Raw genomic sequence first — 25,293 nt, 5'->3', positions numbered from 1 at the left:
AAATATTTTAAATTTATCGTAAATAGGTGTATTATTTTTTTATCACTGTCTAAATTTTTATACATAATAGGAGGGCAATATGGCATTTTCATTCCCAACAATAAAAGAGTTAATAAAAATTTTGTCAATTGATTGTACAAGTATCGTTAAGCGCATGACACAGGTAGGTGAAAAATTTTATTACCTCCATTCACCTACTGAGGAATGGAGGTGCGCAGTTATATATGAAGATGACTCTTTCACTACTTTAATCGACGCATTTTCTCATGAACTAGCCGTTGTCATCATTAAAGAAAATCAAGAGCCTTTATGCTGTATAACTGCTCAGCAAATGATTCCTTTTCTTTATAAGTATTACAATGAACTACTAGCTTTTTATAACACTGTTATTCAAACGTCTGATTCTTCTGTTACAGTCATCGACGATAAAGAATGCGTTCGTACTTGGACAGATGGCGCTGAAAAGATTTTTTCAGTGAACCATAATGAAATTATCGGACAACCCATCACCCGTTTTTTTGATTATAAAGATTTAGAAATTCTGCAATCATTACATGACGGAAAAAGCATAATTGCTCAGTTCCATCAGCCACGTCCAGATTTGTTCGTATTAATTAATTCAAACCCAGTTTATTGCAACGATAAAATTATTGGAGCAGTCGTTTCAGAAACGGATGTTACAAATCAAGTCGTATTAAATGAAAAACTATTTAATATGTCGCATGAAATGCACCGTTTAGAACAAGAAGTAGCAAAATATAAAGATACATCCGATCCTTTCCTTGCGATGAATGGAAAAAGCCCTATTATACAAAGAACGATTCAATTAGCTAGAAAGGTTTGTTCAGTGAAATCCACGGTTTTAATACTCGGAGAAAGCGGAGTTGGAAAAGAAGTGTTTGCGAAAGCAATTCATGAAGCAAGTGAAACAGCAAATGCCCCTTTCATTTCAATTAACTGCGGCGCAATCCCAGAAGCGTTATTTGAAAGTGAATTATTTGGTTACGAGCGCGGGGCGTTTTCTGGTGCAAATAGTAAAGGTAAGAAAGGTAAAATAGAGCTCGCACAAGGCGGTACTTTGTTCCTCGATGAAATAGGTGAAATGCCGCTCGATATGCAAGTGAAGCTTTTACGTGTACTGCAAGAACGAAAGTATTACCGAGTTGGTGGAGAAAAAGAAATACATATCGATTTCCGCATTATCGCTGCTACAAACCGTGATTTACAAGAAGAAATGAGAAAAGGAACTTTCCGAGAAGATTTATACTATCGCTTAAATGTAGTTAGCTTGCTTATTCCACCGCTGCGCGAAAGACGAGAGGATATTATCGAATTGACGTACTCCTTTTTAAACGATTTTTCAATAAACTATAACAGGCCTATTCGAGACTTACCTTCAAATATTATGCATGAACTACTTCATTACAATTGGCCTGGTAATATTCGCGAGCTCCGAAACGTAGTTGAAAGACTCGTCGTATTTGCGACAGACGGCATTATTAAACAAGAATATTTACCATTTCATACAAATGAAACTTTAGACAATCATACAGCTCAATCCCTATTACTCAGCAACAATAATACGATTCTTTCTTTACAAGAAGAAATGGATGAGCACGAGAAAAAGGTAATTGAAAGAGCTTTACGCATTTTAGATGGTAATAAATTAGAATGTGCGAAACAACTTGGCGTAACGAGGGCCACTTTATATAACCGTTTAAAAAGACTGGGGTTACAATAATCCCTCTCCTCCTCTATATTGGCATAGTTTTTGCATAATAATTTGTGTAAACCGAACTAGAGGAGGAATACATATGACGAATAAAGAGAACTTAATTGTTTGTCGTTGTGAAGAAGTTACATACGGACAACTTCAATCGACAATTGCTGAATATAATTGCTCAGCTCGTGAGCTAAAACTAAGAACACGTGCTGGCATGGGGTTTTGCGGTGGCCGCACATGTAGAATGATGATAGATCGAATGGTTGAAAATACAAACCCTGACATAACTCCTAATGAAATACCTTTAAAATATCAACCACCAATACGTGCGGTTACTTTTGGAGCGGTAGGTGAAAATAAATGAGTAGAATTACAGATCACCCTATTTTAGGTAGTTTAAATAATAGTGAACGCATCACTTTTCAATTTAACGGTCAACAATACGAAGCTTATGAACACGAAACGATAGCTGCTGCCTTGCTAGCAAACGGAATACGAACTTTAAGGGTCCATGAAGATAGCGGGACACCACGAGGTATTTATTGTAATATCGGGCATTGTTCAGAATGCCGCGTGACAGTAAATAATCAATCGAACGTACGAGCATGCTTAACAGTTGTAGAAGACAATATGGTTGTTGAAAGTGGAAAACAGCATCCGAATATCGTGAGAGAGATGGTGAAAAAGCGATGATCGATGTAATTATTATTGGCGCAGGACCAGCAGGATTATCAGCGTCTATCTCTTGTGCACGTTTTGGACTTAACATACTTGTTATTGATGAATTTATGAAGCCGGGCGGGAGATTGTTAGGACAGTTGCATCAAGAGCCTACTGGGGAATGGTGGAACGGAATAGAAGAATCAAAGCGCCTTCATGAAGAAGCAAAATCCCTTTCAGTCGATATTCGGTGCGGTGTTTCCGTATATAACTTAGATGAAGATGAGAGGTCTTGGTTCGTGCATACAAATATCGGTACGCTAGAAGCACCGTTCGTACTAATTGCTACTGGGGCTGCGGAGTATTCTATTCCCCTACCCGGCTGGACACTTCCAGGGGTTATGTCCATTGGCGCAGCTCAAGTTATGACAAATGTTCACCGCGTTCAAGTTGGTAAAAAAGGAATCATTATCGGTGCTAATATTTTGTCATTCGCCATTTTAAACGAATTGCAATTAGCTGGAATCACAGTGGATCATATTGTACTCCCTGAAAAAAGCGAATTAAGCCAAAAGGCCGGTGAACCAGAAGAAGTTTTAAACTCACTCTTAAATGCGGCTCACCTCGCCCCATCTCCCTTCCTACGTATAGGTAGCCGTTTTATGAAATATGATTGGATTCGAAAAGCTGGATTAACATTTTATCCAAATAGCGGCATGAAAATAAACGGGACGCCGCTTCATCTTCGTAAAGCTGCACTTGAGATTATCGGAGCGGAACAAGTTGAAGGTGTTCGTGTTGCTAACATTGATTCTAGAGGAAATATTATTAATGGATCAGAAAAGATATATGAGGCTGACTTCGTTTGTATAGCCGGAGGTTTATATCCGCTTGCTGAGCTTGCCGCTGTAGCAGGATGCCCTTTCCATTACATTCCAGAATTAGGCGGACATGTTCCACTTCATTCAGAAGAAATGGGAACCCCTCTTCCAGGTTTATTTGTAGCTGGAAATATTACCGGAATTGAAAGCGGAAAAATCGCGATGGCACAAGGTACTGTCGCTGGATATTCAATCGTGAAGCAAGCAATTCAAACATCCAATTCGGTTGAACAACACTTGCAACAAGCAATTCAAAATGTCCACACTGTGCGTCAACAAGCTGCGATTCAGTTTAATCCGATGGTTGATGTTGGTAGACGGAAGATGAATGAACTTTGGCGTGATTTTCATTCTAAAAAGGATACTTCATATAAGCAACAAGAAATTATTTAATATACTTATACTACACTTTTTATAACAAAAAGCTCCCCTTATCAACAACAATAAGAGGAGCTTTTCAAATTATTTCACTTCAATTGTCCAATCACCATCTGCTTGAATAGTGAATATATGTATACCGTTTTCTTTTACAGGCATTTTTTTCGTTGTATCAGCTGCACCAATTTCATTAAATACTATACTATCATTTAATTCAACAATAAAATTACTTTCACCGTTCATATGTACACCATGTAACTCTTTCAAGCCTTTTTCAAGTTTTACAAAAACAGCATCAGATCCATGGCCACTAATTGTTCCCGGAGTTGTTATTACTTTATCCATTGAAATAGACTGTGACATATTAACTTTCCAATGACCATCTGCTGTAGGATTAATGAAATATTTACCGCTCTTTTTTATGAGAACTAACCTTTTTTCTTTTCCATTACCAATAAAATTTGAAAGTGAACCAGCGTCATTACCTTGTTCGTCTTTCAACTCAAGAATCGCATTACTTTCTCCTGTATGTTCTACCTCAGCAATGACAAATCCAGATTTCAATTCAAAAAAGTCAGAAGAATTCTCACCATCACCTTCTAATGACACATTATGATCTTGAGATAATCTCTCCACTGTACTTTTTTCTGTTATTTCTTTAGCTTTCGGACTAGTAGTTCCAGTTTGTTGTTCCACATTATTATCTTTCTTTTCGTTCGCTTGTACATCTTTCGTTTGTTCTGTTGAATTGCAAGCAGTTAAAGATAAACAAACCGTAGCTAATGCTACTAATAATTTATTTTTCATTATATCCTCCTATTAACATAAAATATTCTTGATTATAATAACATGTTTTTACCAATTCATTAGTTTATTAATAATTGGATTTTATCCCAAAAGAGGAAACATACTAACAATATTAATCCAAATAAAAAACTGTTAGAGCATACAGCTCTAACAGTTTTATTGTTCATTATTATTAAATTTCGCTAATGCGTAGATGCCTTCTTCATCATCTAATTCAAGTTGCAATCTTGCTGCAAATGAATTGACGTTGTATTCTCGATCAAGCAACAAGCGTAGTGCTTCGATTAAGTTTGCTTGAATTAAAATTTGCTGGCGACCATTTACCTCTACTTCTGCAGAGAAACCGTAGTCATCATCATACATTAGTTCAACTGAAACTTCTTCTGGACCAACTTGTCTTTTTTCAGCGATATATACGCAAAGCGCATTTATAAGTTCTTGTTCAGAAATTTTTATTGTTTCCATGCTACTTCATCTGCCTTTTTCTTACGTTGATCTTTGAAGTATTTAAATGCACGAACTGCTAACATTACGATACCAGCCATTACTAACATATTTACCATAAACGCTAATACAGAACCAAGTGCTCCCATATTTGCAAATAAGCTACCCATTAGTAAACCACCAAGACCACCTAGTAATAAGCCTTTCATAAAGCCACCTTTATTACTTTTTGGCGCTGTGTTTGTTGCTTTTGTTTTTGAATCAGTTGTCGTTTTTTGTGAATTCACATTAGAATCTTTTTTGTTTAAATCAACTTTTGACTTTTGACCTGAACTTGGTGTATATGATTTTTTACCAGATTTGTAACTTTTCGCTGCCGCATGATCTACGAACATAAAGCTACTAGCCCCAAAGATAACCATGAATGCTGTCATTACTGCTACAAGTTTTTTCAACATATTATATCCATTCTCCTTTTATATAGATATATGTGAAATCTACCTTTCTAGTAAATTCAGAATGATAGATTTGTTTTAAAACCATTTTAAAGGTTCTTATGAACTTATTATATGAACTTTTGTCGAAATATGCAAGCATTATTTACTTACGACAATTTCATGACATAGGAAAAATTAAGCAAAACGGAATTGACTTTAAATGAAACAAAACATATTATAAGTTCATAAGAACTTTTTATAATTTTGGAGGTGAAAAGATGGAAACATTTCATCTCACACGAAACGAAATGGCAACGCTCCTTCTATCACTAAGAGGATGGAATACGAAGAAGCCTCTCGGCATTTTACAAGAAGCTTGGGCAAAGTCACATAAAAAAGATATTGAAAGCGGACAAAGCGTTACTGCTTTTATTACAACCGCACTTTCACCTATTTTTGAAAAATTGATTAAGATTGACGATACGGATGTCGGTTTTTCTTTAAATGAAATAGTTGCGCTTGGCAATCAGATTGAAAACACGAGTTTCTCTGTAACTGCTATGCAAAACTGGGTGAAACGAGATATAAAAGAAATGATTGGCTCCCCTCAAAAAGGGAAGAAATACTCAATCGAACAAGCAGCATTACTATTCATTGTCGAAGATTTAAAAACAGCGCTTGATTTTGAATCTATTCGCAAACTATTACGACTCATCGTAAATGATCCGGCCGATCGAAGTGATGATTTAATTAATCCTCTTCATTTATATGTAGCTTATTCTTCTTTATTTGAAGAACTGAATCAAGGGAATTGCTTACAACTAAATGCTACAGATACAGTTCATACGATCGAAAATATCGTAAAAGAAAAAGCTGATAAAATAGCAAGTAAGTTCGATCAAATTAATAACGAACAACGCGAAGCAATTCGTAACGCTATTATTATCGCCACACTTTCTGTACATACCGCTTATGTACAAATGCTAGCGAAACGATATGTGACAGCAACATTATTTTTACAAAATTTAGATGTGAAACCTTAAAAAACAGGAGCAGATTTGCTCCTGTTTTTTTATATCAATATATCTTTTGTACTATTAAGCTCACATGAAATTCGAAATTGCCCTTCATGAACTTTTTCGGAGACTAAAAAAATTTTATGTAGACACCTTTATTCTCACTAATATATGAGAAATTTTTAATAATCTTTTCATTATCTCTTCATGAAAACATGGCTTATATCCTTTACTATAATACTTATGAAAGACATAAAAGAATTGAAATGGCAATCCCCTATATGAATAAGGTATAATATACATATAGTGAACCTTTTATATTGTTAAATAAAGGGGCTTATATTCAAAATTCATAAATTAGAAGGTGCAACAATGTTAAGTAGTTTTATTCATTCAGTATTAACATTTTTTGAGGGATTAGGTTATTGGGGCATAATGCTTGGACTTATGATTGAAATTATTCCAAGTGAGATTGTCCTTGCTTATGCGGGATACTTAGTATTCAATGGTAGTATCTCATTTGTAGGCGCAGTTATATTCGGTACAATTGGTGGTGTTATTGCCCAAATCTTTGTTTACTGGATTGGACGATATGGTGGTCGCCCTGTATTAGAACGTTACGGAAAGTATATTTTCATTCATAAAAAACAAATTGATGCTGCTGAAGATTGGTTTAATCGTTACGGAACTGGCGTAATTTTCACTGCACGTTTCATTCCTATCGTTCGTCATGCGATTTCAATTCCTGCTGGTATTACAAAAATGCCATTACTACGTTTCACTACATTAACAGCACTTGCGATCATCCCTTGGTCTATCATTTTCATTTATTTAGGTGAGAAACTAGGTGAAAATTGGGAGAATATTAACGATATTGCTGGACCGTATGTGAAATCGTTCGCTATCGGTGGCGTTGTACTTATACTTTTATATTTCGTAATAAAAAAGTGGACAAAAAAACGTGAAAATCTTGCTTAAGATTATAATAAAAACCGCTATAAATTCATTAAGAATTATAGCGGTTTTTATTATCGGCTTGATCATGTATTAGAAATTGTATTATTTCTTTTTTATGCTTTAAGTCATGCTCGATAAGTGATGGAAAATAATTATTTAACCTCAATTTTTTTGTACCAAATTGATAGTCATTATTAAAATTACGAGCAGGAATTCGCTCAATTTGGTCTACTAATTGTTTACGAGTAAAGCTAAATTGATCTATTAGTTCTTCTTTTGAAATACCAGACCTTGCATATTTTATTGCACCCTTATTCATTTCCTCAACATCTGTTGGAACGATATGTACAGATTTCCCGCTTACAAAATATGAAATTCTATATTTCATTAGAAACTCATCCCAAACAATAAAATGTGAAATTACATCCGCAATTGCCCAAGTTCCTTTTTTAAATGGTTGAAACCATATATCCTCCGATATTCCATTCAATGTTTGGCACCACTCTATTAGATTTAACTTTTCTTCCAGAATCCTTCCTTTCTCCATAATGCACTCCTCTTCCACACAAATAATTCATTCATATTAATGATTTCTAGACATTTCATTAAAACCCTCCAGTTTAAGATTTACTTGGATAAGTTACAATTCATTTGTAATTTCGTATAGTAACTCAAAAAGGAGTGATCCCTTATGCATTGGCAGCAAAAAGTACCATACTTAATCGGACGCCCTGTTGGTGTTTCTCTTATTAATGGGCAAGGAACTTCCGGCGTTTTATGCGGCGTTCAAAATAATCAATTATTTGTTTACGAATACCTTTACCAAGCCCAGTTCGCCATGAAACATTATGACTTTAGACAAATTCAAGATATACACGCCTTTCCAAATTGCCCACACCAAAATCCTCTATACTAAAAAACAGGAACGGCTTTATTGCCATTCCTGTTTCTATTGTTTACATATTATTTCTCAGAGTAAAACTTCTGCACAGCTTCATCAAAATAGATCCAGCCTTTCCAGCCTAAATGAATTGTATCTTTTAAGAAATACTTATCATATTCATGGCTAGAAAAATCGACTACTGGGTATCCTGCTTTCTCGACTTGATCGCGAACCTTATTATAATACACATCACGACGTTCTTTTGGGAAACCAGCGTAATCATACCACGGTCCGTTTACAGGCACAGAAATAAAGAGTGGTTTTACATTTTTTTCTTTGAAAAGATCTAAAACAATTTGTAAGTCATCATATTCTGGTGAATCATCATACGATTCATTTGCTCTAAAGTTTTTTAAACCTTTTAATTTTTTCTTTAAATTATGTTTATAATAATATGGATTTTCAATTCCGAATGTATTTGTTGTGGACCCTACTTTACCTTCTTGTTCCGCATGTTTACGTGCATCTTCCCAAGAAAGCGAACGTAATCCCATATTTGTTTCCTCTTTCATCGGTTCGATCTTAAATAGAGAGTTAAATAAATCTCGATGATCTAAAATGTTCCGGTACATATACGCTAGCGGTTTAGCTAGTCCAGCTTTTATGTTATGTTTTGTATCGTTATATACAATACTTTCTAGCGAACTACTTAATATCGCATCCTTACGAACAACTTTATAATCTAGTAAACGTTTCGCGATTTTTTTCTTCATTTCAGGCTTTATTTCGTCATTAAAAATAAAGTGATAGGCTTGTTGTTTGGAGAAATTATTTGTAAAATCCCCTTGTGATACACCGTTTTTTGTAAACCATTGTGGTGAAAGAACAAAGACTACCTTTTTACCTTCTAATTCATCCATTGTAGACGTCATATTTAATATATGAGCCAAGCTTTGCGTACCACCAGTCCCTATTAAAAATGGAGTAAAACCTGCTGGATTTACTTTAAAATAGTTAGAGGGATGATATGCATCCATTCGTAAAAACTCTGATGAACCATACATCGGTAAATACTGCGAATTCTCTAACATTTTCTGTTGCAAGAAAACACTTTGTAATTTCTCTTTTTGTAAGGAAGTTGCTGCATCTTCTATCTTTTTATCGCTTATAAGTAATACTAAACTCTTAGATGGAATAAGCAATACAATGAAAAAGAGTAGACACGCTAAAATAATTGGACCAAAAGCATGCTTCATCTTCATCTTCATCGGTTGTTCCTCTTTCTATTACGAATAAATTGTAACCCTTGTTTATGACACGTCATCATTTTTCTCCTTTTTTCTATACATGTTCCATTCTATTTATCTATTATATACATGTATGTATTCCTCTCTTTTCTCTGCAAATTCATACATTCATAGAGAAAGAAAATGTTTCCAAAGAAACATGTTAATTATACAAGATTCTACATAAATTTCACACTGGAATTTATGTAATAATTTTATTTTTAAGCGATGAAAAAACTTATAAAATGTCTATAATTCATTTGAAGCTATAAGAAAAAACAGACTATCACATACGTGAAGTCTGTTTCTCCATCACTTTATTTTTGTACATCTGCCCATTTTAAACTTGTAGCTGGACCGAATTGATGTACATATAATTCTTTCACATATGGTTTTTGTAAGTAAGATAGTCCGCGCTGGAATACTGGTGCAATTACCGCATCATCAAGGAGCACTTTTTCCGCATCTTGTAGTGCTTTCCAACGAGCTTTTTCATCATTACCTAACTCTGTTTTAATCTTCTTAATTAAAGCGTCGTATTCTGGATTTGCATATCCTGTATTATTTACGGTACTTCCCGAAAGGAAAACTTCTAAGTATGTCATTGGATCTGGATAATCAGGTAACCAACGTGATAACGACATTTCGTATTCTTTTTTCTTCTCTAACGCTAGTTTTTGCGTATGTGGTTGTAATTTCACATTTACTTTTAGCCCCGGTAAGTTTTTCTCAAGCTGTTCTTTAATATATTCGCCTACTTTTTTAAAGTTTTCTAAGTCATAGTTTAATAACTCAAGCGTTACTTCATTCGTTCCTGTTTCTTGCTTTGCCTTTTCCCAATATTCTTTTGCCAGTTTTACGTCTGTCTTATTAAACTCGCCCGCTGTACTTCTAAAGTCTTTCTTATCTGGACCTTTTAAAAATCCTTTTGGTACGTAATAATTCGCCGCAACTGATCCATCATTTAAAAATGAAGTCGCAAGTCCTTTCTTATCAAACACTGTACTTAGCGCAAGCCGTGCATTTTTATTTTTAAGAATCGGTACATTTTCATTAAAACGGAAGAAGTACATAACCGGATCTGTATATTGTTTTAGCTCTTTATTGTTTTTATATTTATCTACGAATTCTGTTGAAATGACAGCTCTATCTACCTTATCTGTTTCATATAAATTTACCGAAGTTGAAATTTCTTTAACAATTTGGTAGTTTACTTCATCTAATTTCACTTCTTTTTTATCCCAATATTTATCGTTTTTCTTCATTGTAAAGCTCGCTTCGTGCTTCCACTCTGATAATGTAAACGGCCCATTATATATCGCTTTATTTGCCTCTAACCCGTATTTATCACCTTGCTCCTTCGCATATTTTTCATTAATTGGATAGAAAGATGGTAAAATGAGTAGTTTCGTAAAATACGGTACAGGATGTTCCAGCTCTACAACGAACGTTTTATCATCCTTTGCTTTCACACCTAATTCTTCTAAGCCTAATTGTTTCTTATTTATCTTCTCCGCATTTTTCACATCGTACGCGATATATGCATATTGAGAGGCTGTATCTGGATTTATAAGTTGCTTCCAAGCATATACGTAATCATGAGCTGTTACTGGATCTCCGTTAGACCATTTCGCATCACGTAAGTGGAATGTATATGTCTTACCATCTTTACTCACTTCATATTTTTGTGCTCCCGCTTGAATCACTTCATCATTTTTCGATAAACGGAATAACCCTTCCATTACGTTATTCAAAACGTTAAATGATACCGCATCTGTTACTTTCCCTGAATTTAATGATGGAATTTCACCCGTTTCTAGTAGTTGTAATACTTTCTTCTCATCTTTCGGCTTTGTAGCTGTTTTTTCTTTAGCACAGCCTACTAAAAATGAAGATACAAGTAGAGTACTAACTAATGAGTAGCGAACAACCTTTTTCATATAAAGCCCCCTATCTTTTTTAAGGTAAGTAACGACGAGCACCAGCGTATTCTTCTATATATCCTGGTGTATTTAGCGGTATAATTTCTACCGATCTTTCAGCCTTTGGAGAGTGAATCATATTTCCATCACCAATATACATGGCAACGTGATGAACACTACCTTTTCCTTGATTATGTGCAAAGAATATTAAATCGCCCTTTTGTAGGTTTTCTTTATCAACCGCAATTCCTGCTTTTGATTGTGGCCCAGAATCCCTCGGTATTGTAATGCCATGTGATTTATAAATCGTATGTGTAAATCCAGAGCAATCAAATCCAAAACCACTTGTACCAGCCCATATATACGGTAATCCTAAAAACATTTTTCCGGTGTTTATTAAGTCATCAGCGGTTGGAGTCGGAATATCATTTTGAGAATGGTAAACAGTTCCATCATTTTTCCGTAGCCACGCCTTCTGACCATTTGGCAACAATACGCGGTATGAAATCGTATCTTCACTTAATAGCGGTAAACGCGTATTATAACTGACTTCTAGCGATTTATGTTTTTCAGAAGGGTTAATATATACAATTGCTGTCGGTTTCGTTACTAATACAAAAGCTTCGTTTGTTTTATCTGCAAATTCCTGATTATACGTTAATTGTTTTTCGGGCATCCATCCCGGGTAACCTACTTCGTTTCTTGGTGTTGGCTGACCGTGGACTAACACTTTCACCCAGTCACCTTTCTTATCAACAACCGTTACTTCTTGACCGAGTAGCGCTTGCGTCTCTAATTTATTTGCACTCGTTAACCAAAGCTTCTCATCTAGCGTCATTGATTTCGTCCACTTCCATAAATCAACTGGATTTGTCGCACTCGGTGCATCAATTGGTCGTAATGAATCTGGTGCAGTCCATAACGTTGCAGCAGATACATCTATAAATGCTTTACTATCCTTCTTCTCTTCAGCATTCACCGAAGTAAACGATGAAAATATAAATAAAGTTGTTAAAAATGCAGTTCCTACTTTTTTCATATATATCCCCCTTAAAAGATAGTTTACTAGGTACTACTTCTAAGATTGTATATTCACTATAGAATGCAGGTTTACCTTTGGACCATTGTAAGTCATCCCTTCTGGCTCTTCTACTAACCATAACGGTGCATCAAGATCAAAGTAATGAATATTCGGATGAGCCGCAGCTAAATGGGCAACAGCGCTAACTGAAAGTGAAGGTTCCATCATACTTCCAACCATACACTTCACACCTGCTGCTTCCGCAATATCTGCAATTTTCCAGGCTTCTCGTATGCCGCCGCATTTCATTAATTTAATATTAAGTAGGTCTGCATATCCTCCTTGGACAATCTTTAATGCATCGCTTGCCGAAAACATACTTTCATCTGCCATAATAGGCGTTTGTACATTGTCCTTCACGTACTTTAATCCTTCCCAATCTTTCGCATGAACTGGTTGTTCTACAAATTCTATATTTAAATTTCTATTCTCCATTTCTCTAATAATAGAAACCGCTTCTTTCGGTTTCCATCCTTGATTTGCATCTAAACGTAACGTCGTATTCTTTGGAACTATATTTCGAATTGCCTCTATGCGTTCTAAATCTAAATGTGCCTCTTTACCCACCTTAATTTTTAATGTTTGGAATCCCTTTTCGATATGCTTTTTCGCTTCTTTTGCCATTAATAAAGGCTCATCCACACTTACTGTAATATCAGTATGAATCTCTTTCTTCCCACCCAGTAATGCATATAACGGTATGTTGTGAAATCGACAATATACATCGTATAAAGCCATATCTACCGCCGCTTTCGCACTTGTATTTCCTATACAGCTCATTTGAATGTGTAACAATAACGTTTGAAATTGCAGCACATCTTTATCAACTAATACGGAGCGAATTGGCCCTAATATTGCTTCCTCGATCCCGTTGGCAAAATCACCTGTAATAACCGGTGTTGCTGCAGCAGCTCCTTTTCCAACAATCCCTTCATCTGTATGAATAAACACATCTATACTTTCGATTTCCGTTACAGTGCGAAGCGCAGTTTTAAACGGTGTATGAAGCTTTACATGTCGGCGGTTTACCTTCACATCGGTAATTTTCATTTTGTTCATCCTTTCATTGTTTATAGAGTGATACTTTAATATCCGGGTGGCTTTTCCGTTAATACGAAACAAAAAAATCCAGCCATAAGAAGATTCTTACGGCTGGATTTTGTCTATGAATGGGTAGACAAAGCAGCGATCTGATTATATTTTTTCTGTGCATCCTTTAGCGCTACAAGTAGTGCCTTTTGAGACGAACCGAAGTACCGATTTTTTATTTCTGTTACTAATGCTGGGTCATTAATATTTTTATGTAGAAACAAATATTTAACAAATTGAGATGTTAATGCAATTGTGGCTGAGCAATCTGCATCTACAATTTCCCCTGTATCCTTCTCAAGTACAAATGCTACAAAATAACTTTTGAACTTTTCGGTAATGGGATTATTTTGAGGTGCTTTCGCATCCCCTACGACGTAAATTGTATTTGAAGCGTACACAGCTATCTTCCTTTCTTATACGAGGATAACGGTTTTCTTAACAGACGTATAAGCTGTTAACTCAGCGTTGATTAAAAAATGTATCCGCTTACCTTGTATTATATACAATTGACAGAATTTTAACAATATTTATTTTGACATATATTCCATAATTATGAAAATCTCTTAAAACAATTAAAATTGGCTCAAACTTCTCATTTTTACAATATGTCATTGCTCCTTGTACCATGACATTCACACTACAAACAACTTTTCCCTCATACATCAAAAAACAGTTAGCTATCGCTAACTGTTCCACCACTTCACTTTGGCAATACGAATATTGTTTCGTTTGACTTAGAAAATTGATACTCTTTTCTAGCAAACTTTAAAATCTCTTCTTCATTATCGGTTAAATTCTCAATGTTAGTCTTTAAAGAACCTTGATCTTTCTTTAAAGAAACTAATTGTTTCTTTTGATTTGTTATTGTATTTTTTTTGCCATTAATTACTTCTTGTTGTTTCGTTAAAATATATTGAACGTACAAAGTAGTCGCAGCAATAAAAATGAACATGAAAATAAAACGCCTTAACTTCTTCTTATTTATAGTTCGCTTGTCGTTAGGCTGTGATAGTTGCTCTGGTATATTAGGAACATTGACTCTTTTGAGTTTCCTCATTTTCAAATCCCCCTAACCCATATTTTCTCACTACCATAGGCACGATCTCTTACTAACTTAAATTCTATTCTTATAAAATAACCTCCTTCACAAAAAAATCTCACAAATTAACCAATTAGAGATAGCGTTCGACGACATCTCTGTATTTAAAATGAGAATTTTTATTTATGCTGCTATAAAATAGTGGTTTATGTTATTCTTTTTCCCCAATTGTAGAAAACATTTTTACACATATAAATTCTAGTTTTGCATACCGATGTTATAACATGCTTACAAGGAGGAAAAATGATGCACTACCGTACATTAGGTAAAACTGGAATTACTGTTTCTGAAATTGGCTTTGGAGCGTGGGCGATTGGCGGCGATGAATGGGGTCCTGTTAACGACAAACAATCTATAACCGCTATGAAGAAAGCAATTGAATGTGGCGTAAACTTTATTGATACTGCTGATGTATACGGATTAGGACATAGTGAAAGGTTAGTAACTCAAGCGATAAGAGAGCACCGTAATAATATCGTTTTATCAACGAAAGGCGGTTTAATTGGGCATCACTATGATCCAAGTGGAGAGCCTGTTTATAATACTGCAGAAAAAGTGATCGCAGTATTTGAAACTAGCTTACTGCGCCTAGAAACAGATTATATTGATGTTTATTTCTGTCACATTTGGTGGGATAAACAAGAAGAAACAGAAGCATTTTTACGAGCATTTGAAATATTAAAACGGGATGGAAAAGTAAGAGCTGTTGGTGTTTCAACTCACGACATACAATATATAAAACACTTCAATAAAAACAATGAAATTGATGTTGTGCAACTTGATTACAACATATTAAACCGAAAACCAGAAAACGACATACTGCCCTACCTACAGGAGAACAATTTAGGAGCTGTTATACGCGGCCCTTTAAAAATGGGGATATTAACTGGAAAATTTACAAATAAAACAACTTTTCTTGACGGAGATTTACGCAAAGAATGGCCAAAAGAAAAGTGGTTTCAAGAAGATTTACAAAAAGTAGAGAAACTACGATTACTCTCAAATGAAAATCAAACCTTAGGGCAACTTGCACTTCGTTATGTCCTCACTCATCCAGCGGTATCGGTCGCAATTCCTGGCGCAAAAACAGAAAAACAAGCGAAAGAAAATGCAGACTCGTCTATCCGTCCGATTCTTACAGATGAGGAATTAGCGCATATTCAGTCAATATAAAACAAAACCAGCAGCTGGAAATATCCAACTGCTGGTCTTGTTTTACTTTTTAATATTGTAAATCAATATCATATTCCATCATCTTCGCTGTTTCTTCAGCAACCCGAGCACCCAACAAATTTCTCACAATGTGAAATGACATATCAATTCCAGCTGAAATTCCTCCAGACGTAATAATATGCCCCTCATCTACAAACTTTACATTCTCTAATACTTCCACATTCGGAAAATCATTTCTAAAACTTTCAATACTTGCCCAATGTGTTGTCGCTTTGAAGCCATCGAGTAATCCAGCTTTCGCAAGTAAAAGCGCACCCGTACAAACAGAAGTCATTAACTTTACTTCTTTCATTTGCTCGCGGATCCAATTTGTTATTATTTCATTTTTCATTTCGTTTTCTCTAACACCTAACCCACCAGGAATAATTAAAATATCAACTGGAGGCAAGTTTTCGATACTATAGTCCGGTTGTACCTTTAATCCATTTCTCGCTGTAACCATTTCTCCATCTTGACTAACAGTACGAACTGTAAATAGTTGACCTTCACTTGTTGCTGTAACGGAAAAAACTTCAAATGGACCAGCAAAATCTAACACTTCCACTTCATTAAAAAGAAAAACCCCTACATTCCAGTGGATAATCATAAGCTCACTTCCTCTTGCAAATGATGTAATAGGGATTCATGCCCTTTTTCTAAAGCAATATCATATGCGGTTTTCCCATCATTTTTCTTAATCATTTTATTAGCACCATTTTCAAGAAGTAATATAATGATTTCTTCATTTCCTAATAACGCTGCTTCATGAAGTCCTGTCCAGCCACCACTTTGAACTGCATTCACATCTGATCCCTTTTCAATTAAGAAAGCTACAAGCTCGCTTTGTTTGTTCGCAATTGCTGCTTGAAGTGGCGTATTTTCATTTTCGTTTTTTGCTCTAATATGTATTTCTGCACCCTGTTCTAAAAGGAAGCTTGCTAGTTCTTTCTGTCCAAAATAAGCTGCTAAATGAAGTGGTGTCCAGCCATCTTCACTAAATTCGTTAACAACACTTGGATCCGTATTAATGATTTCTACTACCTTTTCTTTTTCCCCGCTTATGACTGCTTGTGATATTGATATGATTTGTTTCATAATGAACCTCCATGTATACAAATATTAAGTACCCMTTAATAAATTCCATTAATAATCACATGTTCCTTTCTAAATAATTAAGTTTACATAATAATATTATTTTTATAATTCGCTATCCTAATAAAAAAAACAACCGACTCTAATGAGTAGATTGTTTTTGAATTTCATTTTTATATTTGTTTAAAAAATATCATTTTCACTTACAACTAATAAACATTAATAAAAATGAAATGAAATTATATATTTAGCAGCCATAAACTCTTTACATATCAAAACCGGCTATTTACTTAAATTAATAGTTTTTTATCATTTGAAAATAAAAATGGGATTTATCCTTACATTTGAAAAATACATATGTGACAAGAATCTATAGCAGTACACTTATCATACTAATCTATAACAATTCTGCCTTCTTCCCTTACCTGTATCCTTTAAAACATAAGACTTTAAAACGAGTGCTGTTAGTGAATCTGTTAATGTTTTATATGATAAATTTGAAAGAGCTAATAGATCGTTCGTATATAACATTCTATGCTTCTCTAATAATAATAGTACTAATCGTTCTGACGGTTTTAATGTTTCATCACTTTCTAGTATAAAATCTATATTTTTCATATCCCTACTTCTTACTCCTTATATAAAAAAATGATTTTAGTAGTTATTTAATATAAAAATACTACACAACAAATTTGAAGATATATCGAAATAACATAACGCCCAAACACTTTTATACTATAACATAAAAAAGACATTTCCCCAAATTGAAAATGCCTTTTTATATCTACTTCTCTTTTTTATATAATTGATATGATTGTTCTAGCCCTTTATTATATTTCGTATTATTATCTGTCCATTCTCCCCCTAAGTTTCCTGGCCACCCTGATGTATTAGCAACATATTTAAGCAACTCCCAATCCTGCAGTCCTTTTTTCACACCACGTTCATACGATTTGACCATACTTGAAATTGCTATCGTTGTATTTATACGCGAATCCACTAAACTCTCTTCCGATAATTGCGCTGGTGCTAATCCACCACGATGTAATTGGAATAATCCGAAAGATGTTCCGTTATCCCCTATCGCTTTTCGGTTAAATTTTGTTTCATGGTCCGCAATTGATAATGGTATCCAATCTGGAATATCATACCTCTTTGCAACTTCACTAATTACTTGTTTATTATTTTTAATCTCTTTCTGCTTTTCATAGTTAATATAAATTACATAACTTAAAGTAACTAACGTAAATAATATGAATATATATTGTAGTGCCTTTTTCATCATTTCATCTCCTGCTTTGTATATGTTTCACTTTCTATATACACTATAAGACTTTTATGTGACATTCATTTGACAAAATGATATTAATTATACATAAGCTGTTACAGTTTCAACTATCAATCTAAAAACTACAATTCTTCTAAAAGACTCCTTCAACACATAAAAACAATCAGCCTTTCATGTATAGTACATGAAAGGCTGATTGTTTTTCACTACACTTTTTTATGTATACAGTATATCCCTGCTATAATAAAACAAATTGAAATTACCGATAAAATTGTACCCTGGATTTCATAAAATGCAGTAAAGAATTTCCCGCTTCCTCTATCCCAAATTTCTAATGAACCCGCGTAAATTGCGGAAGTTATACATGTAAGGCCGAATAGGAGAACACCCGAAAAACATAGGTTACTCAAATATTTTTCATTATTAGCTCACCTCCATTAATTTGATTTGTGAATAAAACAAAAAAGACCTTTATACGTTAAAGATCTTTTTCATCTTATTTTTGTTAGAAAAAACGCCAGAATCTAAAACAAAAACTTACTTTATGATTAACATCTCCATATACAAATTAAAGACTATTAGGTTACCAGCGTCTTCTCGATTATCATTTTCACATTAAATGTTTCTTGCAATATGCGGTTTACTATAATGGCTTGTTCCACCACCGCTTACTATTACTTTACCGCCTTTTTCGAAGATCAATAATTTACTTGAACCATCTGAAAGTAAAACTATTACTTCAGCATGATCACTTGTCGCTACATAGATTACATAACCACTTTTTGAAATACAAGTTTCCCAATGCTTATCAAATTCTGATCTTACAACTCGATTAGAATACACTTGATTTTCAATTCTTCCTGGCTGTTCATTTTCCAATTTTTTCTTACCTCCTTCCAAAGTTGTCATTTATATATAAATGACGGTTTCTCAATAAATTAGTGACCGTCCTTAATATAAATAGTATATGTAGTTAGTAGGAAAATGCTTGGACAATGAAAACGTAACAGCATTTAAGTATTTTACAATCGGAATTTTCCCTTAATCATTACAGCTATTTCTTTAGCACTCAAATGAGTATTATTAATTTTTATGTACTCTTCTTTTTCAATTTCATCATGAAATGAATTTAATCTATGTTTTTTCATCGTTTCTTTTAAATTTTTTTCAGACCATTCAATGTCTCTTTTTTTCGGTTTATGCTCTAGTCTATGTGGACTTTTATTTCGCTCTAATCTTTCATCTAATTCTGCCTCGAGCTCTACAAAATATACTGCTGCGCCTTTTGATTCAAAAATACTTACTACATGGTTTATGTAATCTCAATCCGATTGAAGATCAAATGCCCATACATATGTAAAAATCATTCCGTATAAATCACTTTTAGACACTTCTTCAAACAGTTCATTACGCAACAAACTTACTAATCTTTTTGCTTCCTTTGTACTGTAATCAAAAAATGGACTTACTAAATCAATGGTCATGTGATTATGAAAAATTTTCAAATCTGTTAGTTTCGCTAATTCTTGTCCGACTGTCATTTTCCCGACTGCTTGCGGGCCAAATATTAAGATGAATTTCATTTGTTTTCCTCCGATTTCCCTCTATAAACAATGAAATAAAACATATCCTAACATTGAAAATAAGGCAGTCGATGTTGTGTCGATTGCCTTATTTTCATGAATAGTTCCTATATTATTACTTTCGTACAGCTTCAAAAGTAATAATTTGTTCTGCATTTGACGGTTGCTTTTCATAAACATAGTCAGCAGAGCAAGTAATGTCAGTGAAACCTATACTTTCTAAAAGGAGTCTAAACTCTTCTATTCCATACCACCGCATTGCAAAACGTTGTAGTTCAGTTTGTACTAACTGTCCTTTACTCCATTTTTCATATTTTAAATATGATACAGTTACTTGGTTAAGCCAATCTATTTCAATTGATTTATTTTCTAATGTAATTCCGTCCCCGCTTGGTAAAGAAAAAGTCGATGTATGAATCTCACCCGTCTTCCAGTCATATGGAAGCGCAAGATCTACAATTAAACGACCGCCTAGATTAAGATGTCGATAAAAACATTTCAGAGCATTTATAGAATCATCACGATTTTCAATTAAACAAAAGGATCCAGTAGGAATTATTATCGCTTCATATTTATGTGGCAGTGAAAATTGTTGTAAGCTTCCTTCATATAAATTAGGATGCAAGCCTCTCTCTTTACACCGCATACGGCAAGAATCTAGCATTTCAGGCGAATAATCTATCCCATCAACTTTAAAGCCAGCTTCAAGAAGTGGAATAATGACACGTCCCGATCCTACTGCTGCTTCGAGAATTCTCCCTTTACAACTCTTTAAACGATCTTGATAATATTCAATATCACCATTCAAAGCGTAACCGACAGGTTTTGTGAAATCATATAATTCCGTACAAAGTGTACTATAATAACTAAACATTTATTTTCTCCTCCGTTTTATGTGTACGGAAGATTCTAATTTACTTAATCTTTCCGTACCTCAAATTTTAATGAGAATTCGAAAGAGCTGACTGTCATAATATATCACTCGCTTTCCATAGAATATAATCATATTGTATAATATTCCCTTCAAAATGAACATATAGAAACCAAAATTCAGACTTATACTGAAAGGAGGATATGATGAATTCATTAATTGGATTTCTTTTTCTTCTTATCGCTATTAATGTTCTAATTTTCTTTATAGCAAAGCAGTATAAACGAATATGGAAAATAGCCAGTGGTATTTTCATTCTTTCTTCCCCCATTGTTTTCTTTGCCACTATGCACGTAATTGGAGAAAAAGTAGGAGATGGATTAGCTGGAGGTTTTGCCGCTTTTACCTTTAGTGGCCTTTTAATCATTAATGCAATTTTTTTATTTGTTGTAAATATTATTATATCTACCAATAGAAATGCATAATGCACTCCCCATATTTGTAGGCATTTCTATTTCAAAATTTAAAGAGCTTACTATAGTAAGCTCTTTATCAAAAACTATTTATTTCACAATCGGCAATGTCACTTCACTCAATTTCACCGTTAGCTTCGTTCCTGCTTTCGGTCTAATTGTATAATCGTAGTCACTTGCGATTAAAACGACCCCCATTTGATGCCCTGCTTTAAATACGTAATCATCTGGCTGCATGTCCCATGTAAATGTGTAATCTTTACCAGGTTGAATCGCTGTTGAATTCTCTATACTATTTAAGTTTTGCGGATCCATCCAACCTCTCGTTACGATTTCAGGCTTCGCTCCGCCATAATCAACGAGTACAGCTGTTAAATTTGAAACAGATCGATCAATATTTCCTGTTATTGAAATTTTAGGCGTACCACTTATTCGCATATCTTTTTGCAGTACAGGCATTGTATATACTAATCGATTCGCTATTTCTAACTCAGGGTTTTCTACTAGCTGATTTGACTGTATTTTAGCATCATCTACTAATGAGAAAACATTGTTTACTGATCCCATACTTAATGGTAGATTGACTGATTTATTACTTAAATACATACGGACTTTTGATGGTACAGCTGCTGGATCTGGCCAATTTTTTATTTTTTGCCACGATTTATTTTCACGTTGTACATCTACCATCGGTTCATCCATAATTCCATTTTCAATTCCATATAACCAATAATCGAACCATTTATTTTGGGTTTGTTGCCAGTTATTACTTGATGTTCCGCCATGTCCACCTTGATGTAACCACATTTTACGAGGAACATTATTTTTGCCAAGAGCTTCCCACCACTGTGCGAACTGCTTCGTTTTTACATTCCAATCATTTAAACCGTGAACAACAAACACACTAGCCTTCACATTCTTAACATCTTTTACATAGTTACGTTTATCCCAAAAATCGTTATAATCGCCTGTTTTACGATCTTGTCCAGCTGTTAGTTCTTTAATAATTTGCCCGCAAACTTCAGGGTTCTTTCTTGTTAGTACTGCTTCTGCCATATTATCTGTATCTTCTCCTTGATAACCACCTGGCGCAATAACCGCCCCATTTGCACGATAATAATCATACCAGCTACTAATCGCTGCGATTGGAATAATTGTTTTTAACCCTTCCACTCCTGTCGTTGCAACAGCATTCGGTAACGTACCATTATAAGAAACTCCTGTCATTCCTACATTTCCCGAAGACCAATTTGCATTTACTTCCTTACCATCCTCTGTATATGCTTTCGCACGCCCATTTACCCAATCAATGACAGACTTAGTCCCTAATATTTCTTGTTCATCTCCAGTTGTCGGACATCCATCTGATTTTCCAGTTCCGATACTTTCGCCTAAAATGACTGCATATCCTCTCGGAACATAATAATTACCATACGACCCAAGATTAACTGCCCCATACGGTTTTCCTTCATACGCATACAATTCTTCATCAACATTATAAACAGGAACATCTTTTAATCCTGATCGATATGGACTCATTTCATAAATAACGGGGACTTTCACATCTGAGTTCGTCTTTGGACGCATAACCTTTACTGATACACGATCTTTTTTACCATCACGATCACTATCAACTTCTGTCTCTACAAATAGATTTTCTACGATGGCTTCATCAAGTGAATAGATTGGCTTCGTCATCCCATTTTCTAATTCAATTTTCGTATTTGACATTAAACCCTCTGAAATTTGACCATTTAACATAACATTTTTGTCTTTTACGGAGCTCCCTTCATTTTCTTCTGCATGTGCAGTCATACTAGAAACTCCTGAAGTAATTGTTAAAGATAATATAGTCGATAGTGTAATTGCTATTTTCTTTTTTTTCATGCCCTTCCCTCCCCATATATTCCTTCTTTTACTATACATTAAAAATGCAGAAAATTCAGTTTATATTTCGTGGAAAGTTGAGAAATTTGTAAAACATTCGAATCTTTCAAGATAATAGAAAAGGAACTAATAACAATTAGTTCCTTTCTATATACATATAAAATTGTATTTCTCCATCTTCTACCGAAACTCCGTATTCAAAACCATGTCTTTCTAATATACTTTTTACAATCGCTAATCCTAATCCAGTACCTGATTTTTCTTTACTGCGAGAAGACTCTAATACGTAAAAAGGCTCCCAAATTTTATCTATCTCTTTAATTCCCTCAGCAGCAATACCATTTTGAATTTGAAAATACACAATGCCATTTTTCTCTTCTAATATGATTTTTATATTTTGATTCGTTGTATATTTTATCGCATTAGAAATTAAATTTTGAAAGACCATTCTCATTTTATTTAAATCAGCATAAACAATCGTGTCACCAACACTATAGTTCACTTGCAACTTGAGTTCTTTCGACTCCAGTTCAATCTTATGCTTATCTATTATACTTTGTACTAGTGGTTCAATAGGGAATTCTTCTTTTTGTAAAATATCTCTTTCTAGTTTAGAAAATCGCAATAAMTCTTCAATTAAATTTGAAATTTGATCTGTTTGTTTAATGATTGTATCAACATATGTGCCATCATCTAAACCGTCTTTTATTCCCATAGAATATGCTTTTACTAATGCGATTGGTGTTTTTAATTCATGAGTTACATCGCCCATAAATCGTTTTAAGTGGTCATTTCGATCTGTTAAATCTTGATGTGCTTCATGTAATTTATCACTCATAATGTTTATACTATTTGCTAAATCACCTATTTCATCATTCGTTTTAACTTTCGTCCGTTTAAATTTCAGACGTGAAATATCTTCTGCGACATCACTCAATTCATTCAGTGGTGTAGTGATTGTTTTTGAAAAAATCCAGACGAGCACGATAATAAGAAATAGTGAGAATCCCAAAATGTATAAATAAAATGAGTTAAGCGTTTTAATTACTTCATTTGAATGTGCGATAGAAACTCCTACTAAAATCAACATATCATCTTTCGCAATGTATTTCGCAAAAAAACTAGATTTTATCTTTTCTTGATCATATATTTTATTCGATTGTCCGAGGTTCTTCACTTTCGTAATTTCTTCTTTTGTAATCCAAAGTTTATTCAATGCAACTCTCTTTTTTGTAAGTTGCATGCGTAATTCTTCATTAATAGCATCTTCTGAACTATTTATTGATGTGTACGCAATCGTAACATTACCTTCATTTTCAATACGATTTATAGCATCATCTAGTTCTTTACGCGGTATTGACTGGATTTGCGCTGTAATGCCTTCTAAGCTTTCGCGTGTTTTGTGCACATTATATTTTGGTAAAAAATAGTTAATTAATAATAAAGAGATGGAAAAAATAAGGATGACTGTTAAAGAGATGCTGAAAAATAACTTTTTACCGAGTTTATTCACACTCTTCCTCCAAACTGTATCCTAAACCGCGATGTGTCTTTATAATATTTTCTCCTATTTTTTTACGTAATCTTCTTACATGCGTATCAACTGTTCGCTCTTCCCCAAAATAATCAAATCCCCAGACGATATCTAACAACTTTTTCCTCGTTAAAATCGTGCCTTTATGATTTAAAAAGCACTTTATTAATTGTAATTCTGTCTTTGTAATGTCTAATTCTTTCTCATTTTTATATACTTTATTTTTGGTGAAATCTATTTTTAAATCTTGAACTTGAATAATATCTTCATGCTGTACAAGCTTTTTCGCTCGCGTAATTAGCACTCCTGGGTGAAATGGTTTTTTCACATACTCATCTGCCCCGGTTTGAAGAGCTGCTAATTCATCTTCACTTTCACTTTTCGCAGTAAGCATTAATACTTTTACACTCGAATTCTTTTTTATTTCCTGACAGACAGTAATACCACTACTTTTCGGCATCATCCAGTCTAAAATAGCTAAGTCAATTTTCTCATCATAAAATATTTGAAGTGCTTCCTCTCCATCCTTTGCTAATAAAACTTCGAAGCCTTCTTTTTCAAAATACGCTTTTAAAATTTTCAGCATATCTTGTTCATCATCCGCGATTAATACTTTCATTACATTTCCTCCATTACTTATAAACAAATATCAATTTTATCATACAACTTCTTTGTTACATCAATGTG

Annotated in this window: 30 protein-coding genes and 1 pseudogene; 9 read left to right on the top strand and 22 right to left on the bottom strand. The window is 34.1% G+C overall.

The features are described from left to right. Positions 1 to 79 precede the first annotated feature (79 nt). From AC1DS7_RS12720 to AC1DS7_RS12705, 4 genes are all read left to right on the top strand, one after another. Entirely contained in the window at positions 80 to 1,741 is a 1,662-nt protein-coding gene (locus tag AC1DS7_RS12720; protein WP_159146756.1) for a sigma-54 interaction domain-containing protein, read from the top strand. Positions 1,742 to 1,814: 73 nt separating this feature from the next. Next, on the top strand, positions 1,815 to 2,087 hold the full coding sequence (locus tag AC1DS7_RS12715) for a (2Fe-2S)-binding protein (protein WP_113769321.1): 273 nt from the start codon (positions 1,815 to 1,817) through the stop codon (positions 2,085 to 2,087). Further along, positions 2,084 to 2,416, top strand: a complete 333-nt coding sequence (locus AC1DS7_RS12710) for a (2Fe-2S)-binding protein (RefSeq protein ID WP_113769320.1) — start codon at positions 2,084 to 2,086, stop codon at positions 2,414 to 2,416. Before AC1DS7_RS12715 ends, AC1DS7_RS12710 begins: the two co-directional genes overlap by 4 nt. After that, complete coding sequence (locus AC1DS7_RS12705; RefSeq protein ID WP_476999014.1) at positions 2,413 to 3,657, top strand: NAD(P)/FAD-dependent oxidoreductase; 1,245 nt, start codon at positions 2,413 to 2,415, stop codon at positions 3,655 to 3,657. Before AC1DS7_RS12710 ends, AC1DS7_RS12705 begins: the two co-directional genes overlap by 4 nt. A gap of 69 nt (positions 3,658 to 3,726) precedes the next feature. Here AC1DS7_RS12705 and AC1DS7_RS12700 read toward each other — a convergent pair whose 3' ends face one another. The 3 genes from AC1DS7_RS12700 to AC1DS7_RS12690 form a co-directional block, all read right to left on the bottom strand. Continuing rightward, positions 3,727 to 4,449 carry a hypothetical protein gene (locus AC1DS7_RS12700; protein ID WP_002142100.1) on the bottom strand — a complete coding sequence of 241 codons (723 nt, stop codon included), beginning with the start codon at positions 4,447 to 4,449 and terminating at the stop codon, positions 3,727 to 3,729. Between the two features lie 156 nt (positions 4,450 to 4,605). Beyond that, positions 4,606 to 4,914 carry a YxcD family protein gene (locus AC1DS7_RS12695; protein ID WP_000447767.1) on the bottom strand — a complete coding sequence of 103 codons (309 nt, stop codon included), beginning with the start codon at positions 4,912 to 4,914 and terminating at the stop codon, positions 4,606 to 4,608. After that, positions 4,902 to 5,351 carry a hypothetical protein gene (locus tag AC1DS7_RS12690; RefSeq protein ID WP_002032604.1) on the bottom strand — a complete coding sequence of 150 codons (450 nt, stop codon included), beginning with the start codon at positions 5,349 to 5,351 and terminating at the stop codon, positions 4,902 to 4,904. Before AC1DS7_RS12690 ends, AC1DS7_RS12695 begins: the two co-directional genes overlap by 13 nt. Positions 5,352 to 5,608: 257 nt before the next feature. Between AC1DS7_RS12690 and AC1DS7_RS12685 the strand changes: the two genes are divergently transcribed. Both AC1DS7_RS12685 and uptA read left to right on the top strand, forming a co-directional pair. Beyond that, on the top strand, positions 5,609 to 6,373 hold the full coding sequence (locus AC1DS7_RS12685) for a DUF1836 domain-containing protein (RefSeq protein ID WP_002085036.1): 765 nt from the start codon (positions 5,609 to 5,611) through the stop codon (positions 6,371 to 6,373). A gap of 345 nt (positions 6,374 to 6,718) precedes the next feature. Next, complete coding sequence (uptA, locus tag AC1DS7_RS12680; RefSeq protein ID WP_016101251.1) at positions 6,719 to 7,324, top strand: undecaprenyl phosphate transporter UptA; 606 nt, start codon at positions 6,719 to 6,721, stop codon at positions 7,322 to 7,324. Between the two features lie 28 nt (positions 7,325 to 7,352). Here uptA and AC1DS7_RS12675 read toward each other — a convergent pair whose 3' ends face one another. Next, entirely contained in the window at positions 7,353 to 7,850 is a 498-nt protein-coding gene (locus AC1DS7_RS12675) for a DinB family protein (RefSeq protein WP_016101250.1), read from the bottom strand. A 144-nt stretch (positions 7,851 to 7,994) separates the two neighbouring features. On the opposite strand from AC1DS7_RS12675, the gene AC1DS7_RS12670 reads away from it, so the two are divergent. Further along, positions 7,995 to 8,219, top strand: a complete 225-nt coding sequence (locus AC1DS7_RS12670; RefSeq protein ID WP_002032598.1) for a hypothetical protein — start codon at positions 7,995 to 7,997, stop codon at positions 8,217 to 8,219. A 47-nt stretch (positions 8,220 to 8,266) separates the two neighbouring features. On the opposite strand, the gene dltD is transcribed toward AC1DS7_RS12670, so the two are convergent. From dltD to AC1DS7_RS12635, 7 genes are all read right to left on the bottom strand, one after another. After that, on the bottom strand, positions 8,267 to 9,448 hold the full coding sequence (gene dltD / locus AC1DS7_RS12665) for a D-alanyl-lipoteichoic acid biosynthesis protein DltD (protein ID WP_033715060.1): 1,182 nt from the start codon (positions 9,446 to 9,448) through the stop codon (positions 8,267 to 8,269). A 341-nt stretch (positions 9,449 to 9,789) separates the two neighbouring features. Beyond that, positions 9,790 to 11,412, bottom strand: a complete 1,623-nt coding sequence (locus AC1DS7_RS12660) for a peptide ABC transporter substrate-binding protein (protein WP_016101248.1) — start codon at positions 11,410 to 11,412, stop codon at positions 9,790 to 9,792. Between the two features lie 19 nt (positions 11,413 to 11,431). After that, a complete protein-coding gene (locus AC1DS7_RS12655) occupies positions 11,432 to 12,433 on the bottom strand; it encodes a C40 family peptidase (protein WP_002168210.1) in 1,002 nt (333 codons plus the stop codon). A 39-nt stretch (positions 12,434 to 12,472) separates the two neighbouring features. Continuing rightward, complete coding sequence (locus AC1DS7_RS12650; protein ID WP_195743468.1) at positions 12,473 to 13,534, bottom strand: dipeptide epimerase; 1,062 nt, start codon at positions 13,532 to 13,534, stop codon at positions 12,473 to 12,475. A 104-nt stretch (positions 13,535 to 13,638) separates the two neighbouring features. Beyond that, positions 13,639 to 13,965: a DUF3870 domain-containing protein gene (locus AC1DS7_RS12645; RefSeq protein ID WP_002012954.1), complete on the bottom strand. Its 327-nt coding sequence runs from the start codon at positions 13,963 to 13,965 to the stop codon at positions 13,639 to 13,641. 88 nt (positions 13,966 to 14,053) lie between these two features. Beyond that, complete coding sequence (locus AC1DS7_RS12640) at positions 14,054 to 14,329, bottom strand: hypothetical protein (protein ID WP_002136778.1); 276 nt, start codon at positions 14,327 to 14,329, stop codon at positions 14,054 to 14,056. Next, the gene (locus AC1DS7_RS12635) at positions 14,268 to 14,624 is read right to left on the bottom strand and encodes an FtsB family cell division protein (protein WP_002085024.1); all 357 of its coding nucleotides are present in this window, start codon (positions 14,622 to 14,624) and stop codon (positions 14,268 to 14,270) included. The genes AC1DS7_RS12640 and AC1DS7_RS12635 overlap by 62 nt, the downstream gene beginning before the upstream one ends. A gap of 288 nt (positions 14,625 to 14,912) precedes the next feature. Here AC1DS7_RS12635 and AC1DS7_RS12630 point away from each other — a divergent pair, with 288 nt between their 5' ends. Then, entirely contained in the window at positions 14,913 to 15,839 is a 927-nt protein-coding gene (locus tag AC1DS7_RS12630; RefSeq protein ID WP_002127781.1) for an aldo/keto reductase, read from the top strand. A gap of 49 nt (positions 15,840 to 15,888) precedes the next feature. Here AC1DS7_RS12630 and AC1DS7_RS12625 read toward each other — a convergent pair whose 3' ends face one another. The 8 genes and pseudogenes from AC1DS7_RS12625 to AC1DS7_RS12590 form a co-directional block, all read right to left on the bottom strand. Continuing rightward, complete coding sequence (locus AC1DS7_RS12625) at positions 15,889 to 16,485, bottom strand: DJ-1/PfpI family protein (RefSeq protein WP_016101245.1); 597 nt, start codon at positions 16,483 to 16,485, stop codon at positions 15,889 to 15,891. Beyond that, positions 16,482 to 16,973, bottom strand: coding sequence for an ankyrin repeat domain-containing protein (locus AC1DS7_RS12620; RefSeq protein ID WP_016101244.1), 492 nt, complete (start codon positions 16,971 to 16,973; stop codon positions 16,482 to 16,484). Before AC1DS7_RS12620 ends, AC1DS7_RS12625 begins: the two co-directional genes overlap by 4 nt. Positions 16,974 to 17,357: 384 nt before the next feature. Further along, a complete protein-coding gene (locus AC1DS7_RS12615; protein WP_000789035.1) occupies positions 17,358 to 17,588 on the bottom strand; it encodes a hypothetical protein in 231 nt (76 codons plus the stop codon). 166 nt (positions 17,589 to 17,754) lie between these two features. Further along, the gene (locus AC1DS7_RS12610) at positions 17,755 to 18,255 is read right to left on the bottom strand and encodes a lysozyme family protein (RefSeq protein ID WP_002032582.1); all 501 of its coding nucleotides are present in this window, start codon (positions 18,253 to 18,255) and stop codon (positions 17,755 to 17,757) included. 209 nt (positions 18,256 to 18,464) lie between these two features. After that, positions 18,465 to 18,668 carry a hypothetical protein gene (locus AC1DS7_RS12605; RefSeq protein WP_418904531.1) on the bottom strand — a complete coding sequence of 68 codons (204 nt, stop codon included), beginning with the start codon at positions 18,666 to 18,668 and terminating at the stop codon, positions 18,465 to 18,467. A 205-nt stretch (positions 18,669 to 18,873) separates the two neighbouring features. Then, positions 18,874 to 19,137: a hypothetical protein gene (locus AC1DS7_RS12600; RefSeq protein ID WP_476999021.1), complete on the bottom strand. Its 264-nt coding sequence runs from the start codon at positions 19,135 to 19,137 to the stop codon at positions 18,874 to 18,876. 143 nt (positions 19,138 to 19,280) lie between these two features. Next, positions 19,281 to 19,841, bottom strand: a pseudogene (locus AC1DS7_RS12595) (AAA family ATPase). A 115-nt stretch (positions 19,842 to 19,956) separates the two neighbouring features. Further along, complete coding sequence (locus tag AC1DS7_RS12590; RefSeq protein WP_016101242.1) at positions 19,957 to 20,715, bottom strand: class I SAM-dependent methyltransferase; 759 nt, start codon at positions 20,713 to 20,715, stop codon at positions 19,957 to 19,959. 203 nt (positions 20,716 to 20,918) lie between these two features. On the opposite strand from AC1DS7_RS12590, the gene AC1DS7_RS12585 reads away from it, so the two are divergent. Continuing rightward, positions 20,919 to 21,197: a hypothetical protein gene (locus AC1DS7_RS12585; RefSeq protein ID WP_016101241.1), complete on the top strand. Its 279-nt coding sequence runs from the start codon at positions 20,919 to 20,921 to the stop codon at positions 21,195 to 21,197. A 78-nt stretch (positions 21,198 to 21,275) separates the two neighbouring features. Here AC1DS7_RS12585 and AC1DS7_RS12580 read toward each other — a convergent pair whose 3' ends face one another. The 3 genes from AC1DS7_RS12580 to AC1DS7_RS12570 form a co-directional block, all read right to left on the bottom strand. Continuing rightward, complete coding sequence (locus AC1DS7_RS12580; RefSeq protein WP_476999013.1) at positions 21,276 to 23,072, bottom strand: Xaa-Pro dipeptidyl-peptidase; 1,797 nt, start codon at positions 23,070 to 23,072, stop codon at positions 21,276 to 21,278. 136 nt (positions 23,073 to 23,208) lie between these two features. After that, positions 23,209 to 24,585, bottom strand: a complete 1,377-nt coding sequence (locus tag AC1DS7_RS12575) for a sensor histidine kinase (RefSeq protein ID WP_476999012.1) — start codon at positions 24,583 to 24,585, stop codon at positions 23,209 to 23,211. Continuing rightward, positions 24,578 to 25,225 carry a response regulator transcription factor gene (locus AC1DS7_RS12570; protein WP_016091564.1) on the bottom strand — a complete coding sequence of 216 codons (648 nt, stop codon included), beginning with the start codon at positions 25,223 to 25,225 and terminating at the stop codon, positions 24,578 to 24,580. Before AC1DS7_RS12570 ends, AC1DS7_RS12575 begins: the two co-directional genes overlap by 8 nt. Between the last annotated feature and the right edge of the window lie 68 nt (positions 25,226 to 25,293).

The organism is Bacillus sp. P4_E1, from assembly GCF_056401715.1.
Note: the sequence above shows the minus strand (reverse complement) of the source record. Positions and strands in the feature narration are given on the sequence as shown.

Excerpts from the sequence above, each read along its gene's own strand:
- AC1DS7_RS12720 (WP_159146756.1), top strand. The coding sequence starts at position 80 with ATGGCATTTTCATTCCCAACAATAAAAGAGTTAATAAAAATTTTGTCA.
- AC1DS7_RS12715 (WP_113769321.1), top strand. The coding sequence starts at position 1,815 with ATGACGAATAAAGAGAACTTAATTGTTTGTCGTTGTGAAGAAGTTACA.
- AC1DS7_RS12710 (WP_113769320.1), top strand. The coding sequence starts at position 2,084 with ATGAGTAGAATTACAGATCACCCTATTTTAGGTAGTTTAAATAATAGT.
- AC1DS7_RS12705 (WP_476999014.1), top strand. The coding sequence starts at position 2,413 with ATGATCGATGTAATTATTATTGGCGCAGGACCAGCAGGATTATCAGCG.
- AC1DS7_RS12700 (WP_002142100.1), bottom strand. The coding sequence starts at position 4,449 with ATGAAAAATAAATTATTAGTAGCATTAGCTACGGTTTGTTTATCTTTA.
- AC1DS7_RS12695 (WP_000447767.1), bottom strand. The coding sequence starts at position 4,914 with ATGGAAACAATAAAAATTTCTGAACAAGAACTTATAAATGCGCTTTGC.
- AC1DS7_RS12690 (WP_002032604.1), bottom strand. The coding sequence starts at position 5,351 with ATGTTGAAAAAACTTGTAGCAGTAATGACAGCATTCATGGTTATCTTT.
- AC1DS7_RS12685 (WP_002085036.1), top strand. The coding sequence starts at position 5,609 with ATGGAAACATTTCATCTCACACGAAACGAAATGGCAACGCTCCTTCTA.
- uptA (WP_016101251.1), top strand. The coding sequence starts at position 6,719 with ATGTTAAGTAGTTTTATTCATTCAGTATTAACATTTTTTGAGGGATTA.
- AC1DS7_RS12675 (WP_016101250.1), bottom strand. The coding sequence starts at position 7,850 with ATGGAGAAAGGAAGGATTCTGGAAGAAAAGTTAAATCTAATAGAGTGG.
- AC1DS7_RS12670 (WP_002032598.1), top strand. The coding sequence starts at position 7,995 with ATGCATTGGCAGCAAAAAGTACCATACTTAATCGGACGCCCTGTTGGT.
- dltD (WP_033715060.1), bottom strand. The coding sequence starts at position 9,448 with ATGAAGATGAAGCATGCTTTTGGTCCAATTATTTTAGCGTGTCTACTC.
- AC1DS7_RS12660 (WP_016101248.1), bottom strand. The coding sequence starts at position 11,412 with ATGAAAAAGGTTGTTCGCTACTCATTAGTTAGTACTCTACTTGTATCT.
- AC1DS7_RS12655 (WP_002168210.1), bottom strand. The coding sequence starts at position 12,433 with ATGAAAAAAGTAGGAACTGCATTTTTAACAACTTTATTTATATTTTCA.
- AC1DS7_RS12650 (WP_195743468.1), bottom strand. The coding sequence starts at position 13,534 with ATGAACAAAATGAAAATTACCGATGTGAAGGTAAACCGCCGACATGTA.
- AC1DS7_RS12635 (WP_002085024.1), bottom strand. The coding sequence starts at position 14,624 with ATGAGGAAACTCAAAAGAGTCAATGTTCCTAATATACCAGAGCAACTA.
- AC1DS7_RS12630 (WP_002127781.1), top strand. The coding sequence starts at position 14,913 with ATGCACTACCGTACATTAGGTAAAACTGGAATTACTGTTTCTGAAATT.
- AC1DS7_RS12625 (WP_016101245.1), bottom strand. The coding sequence starts at position 16,485 with ATGATTATCCACTGGAATGTAGGGGTTTTTCTTTTTAATGAAGTGGAA.
- AC1DS7_RS12620 (WP_016101244.1), bottom strand. The coding sequence starts at position 16,973 with ATGAAACAAATCATATCAATATCACAAGCAGTCATAAGCGGGGAAAAA.
- AC1DS7_RS12615 (WP_000789035.1), bottom strand. The coding sequence starts at position 17,588 with ATGAAAAATATAGATTTTATACTAGAAAGTGATGAAACATTAAAACCG.
- AC1DS7_RS12610 (WP_002032582.1), bottom strand. The coding sequence starts at position 18,255 with ATGATGAAAAAGGCACTACAATATATATTCATATTATTTACGTTAGTT.
- AC1DS7_RS12590 (WP_016101242.1), bottom strand. The coding sequence starts at position 20,715 with ATGTTTAGTTATTATAGTACACTTTGTACGGAATTATATGATTTCACA.
- AC1DS7_RS12585 (WP_016101241.1), top strand. The coding sequence starts at position 20,919 with ATGAATTCATTAATTGGATTTCTTTTTCTTCTTATCGCTATTAATGTT.
- AC1DS7_RS12580 (WP_476999013.1), bottom strand. The coding sequence starts at position 23,072 with ATGAAAAAAAAGAAAATAGCAATTACACTATCGACTATATTATCTTTA.
- AC1DS7_RS12570 (WP_016091564.1), bottom strand. The coding sequence starts at position 25,225 with ATGAAAGTATTAATCGCGGATGATGAACAAGATATGCTGAAAATTTTA.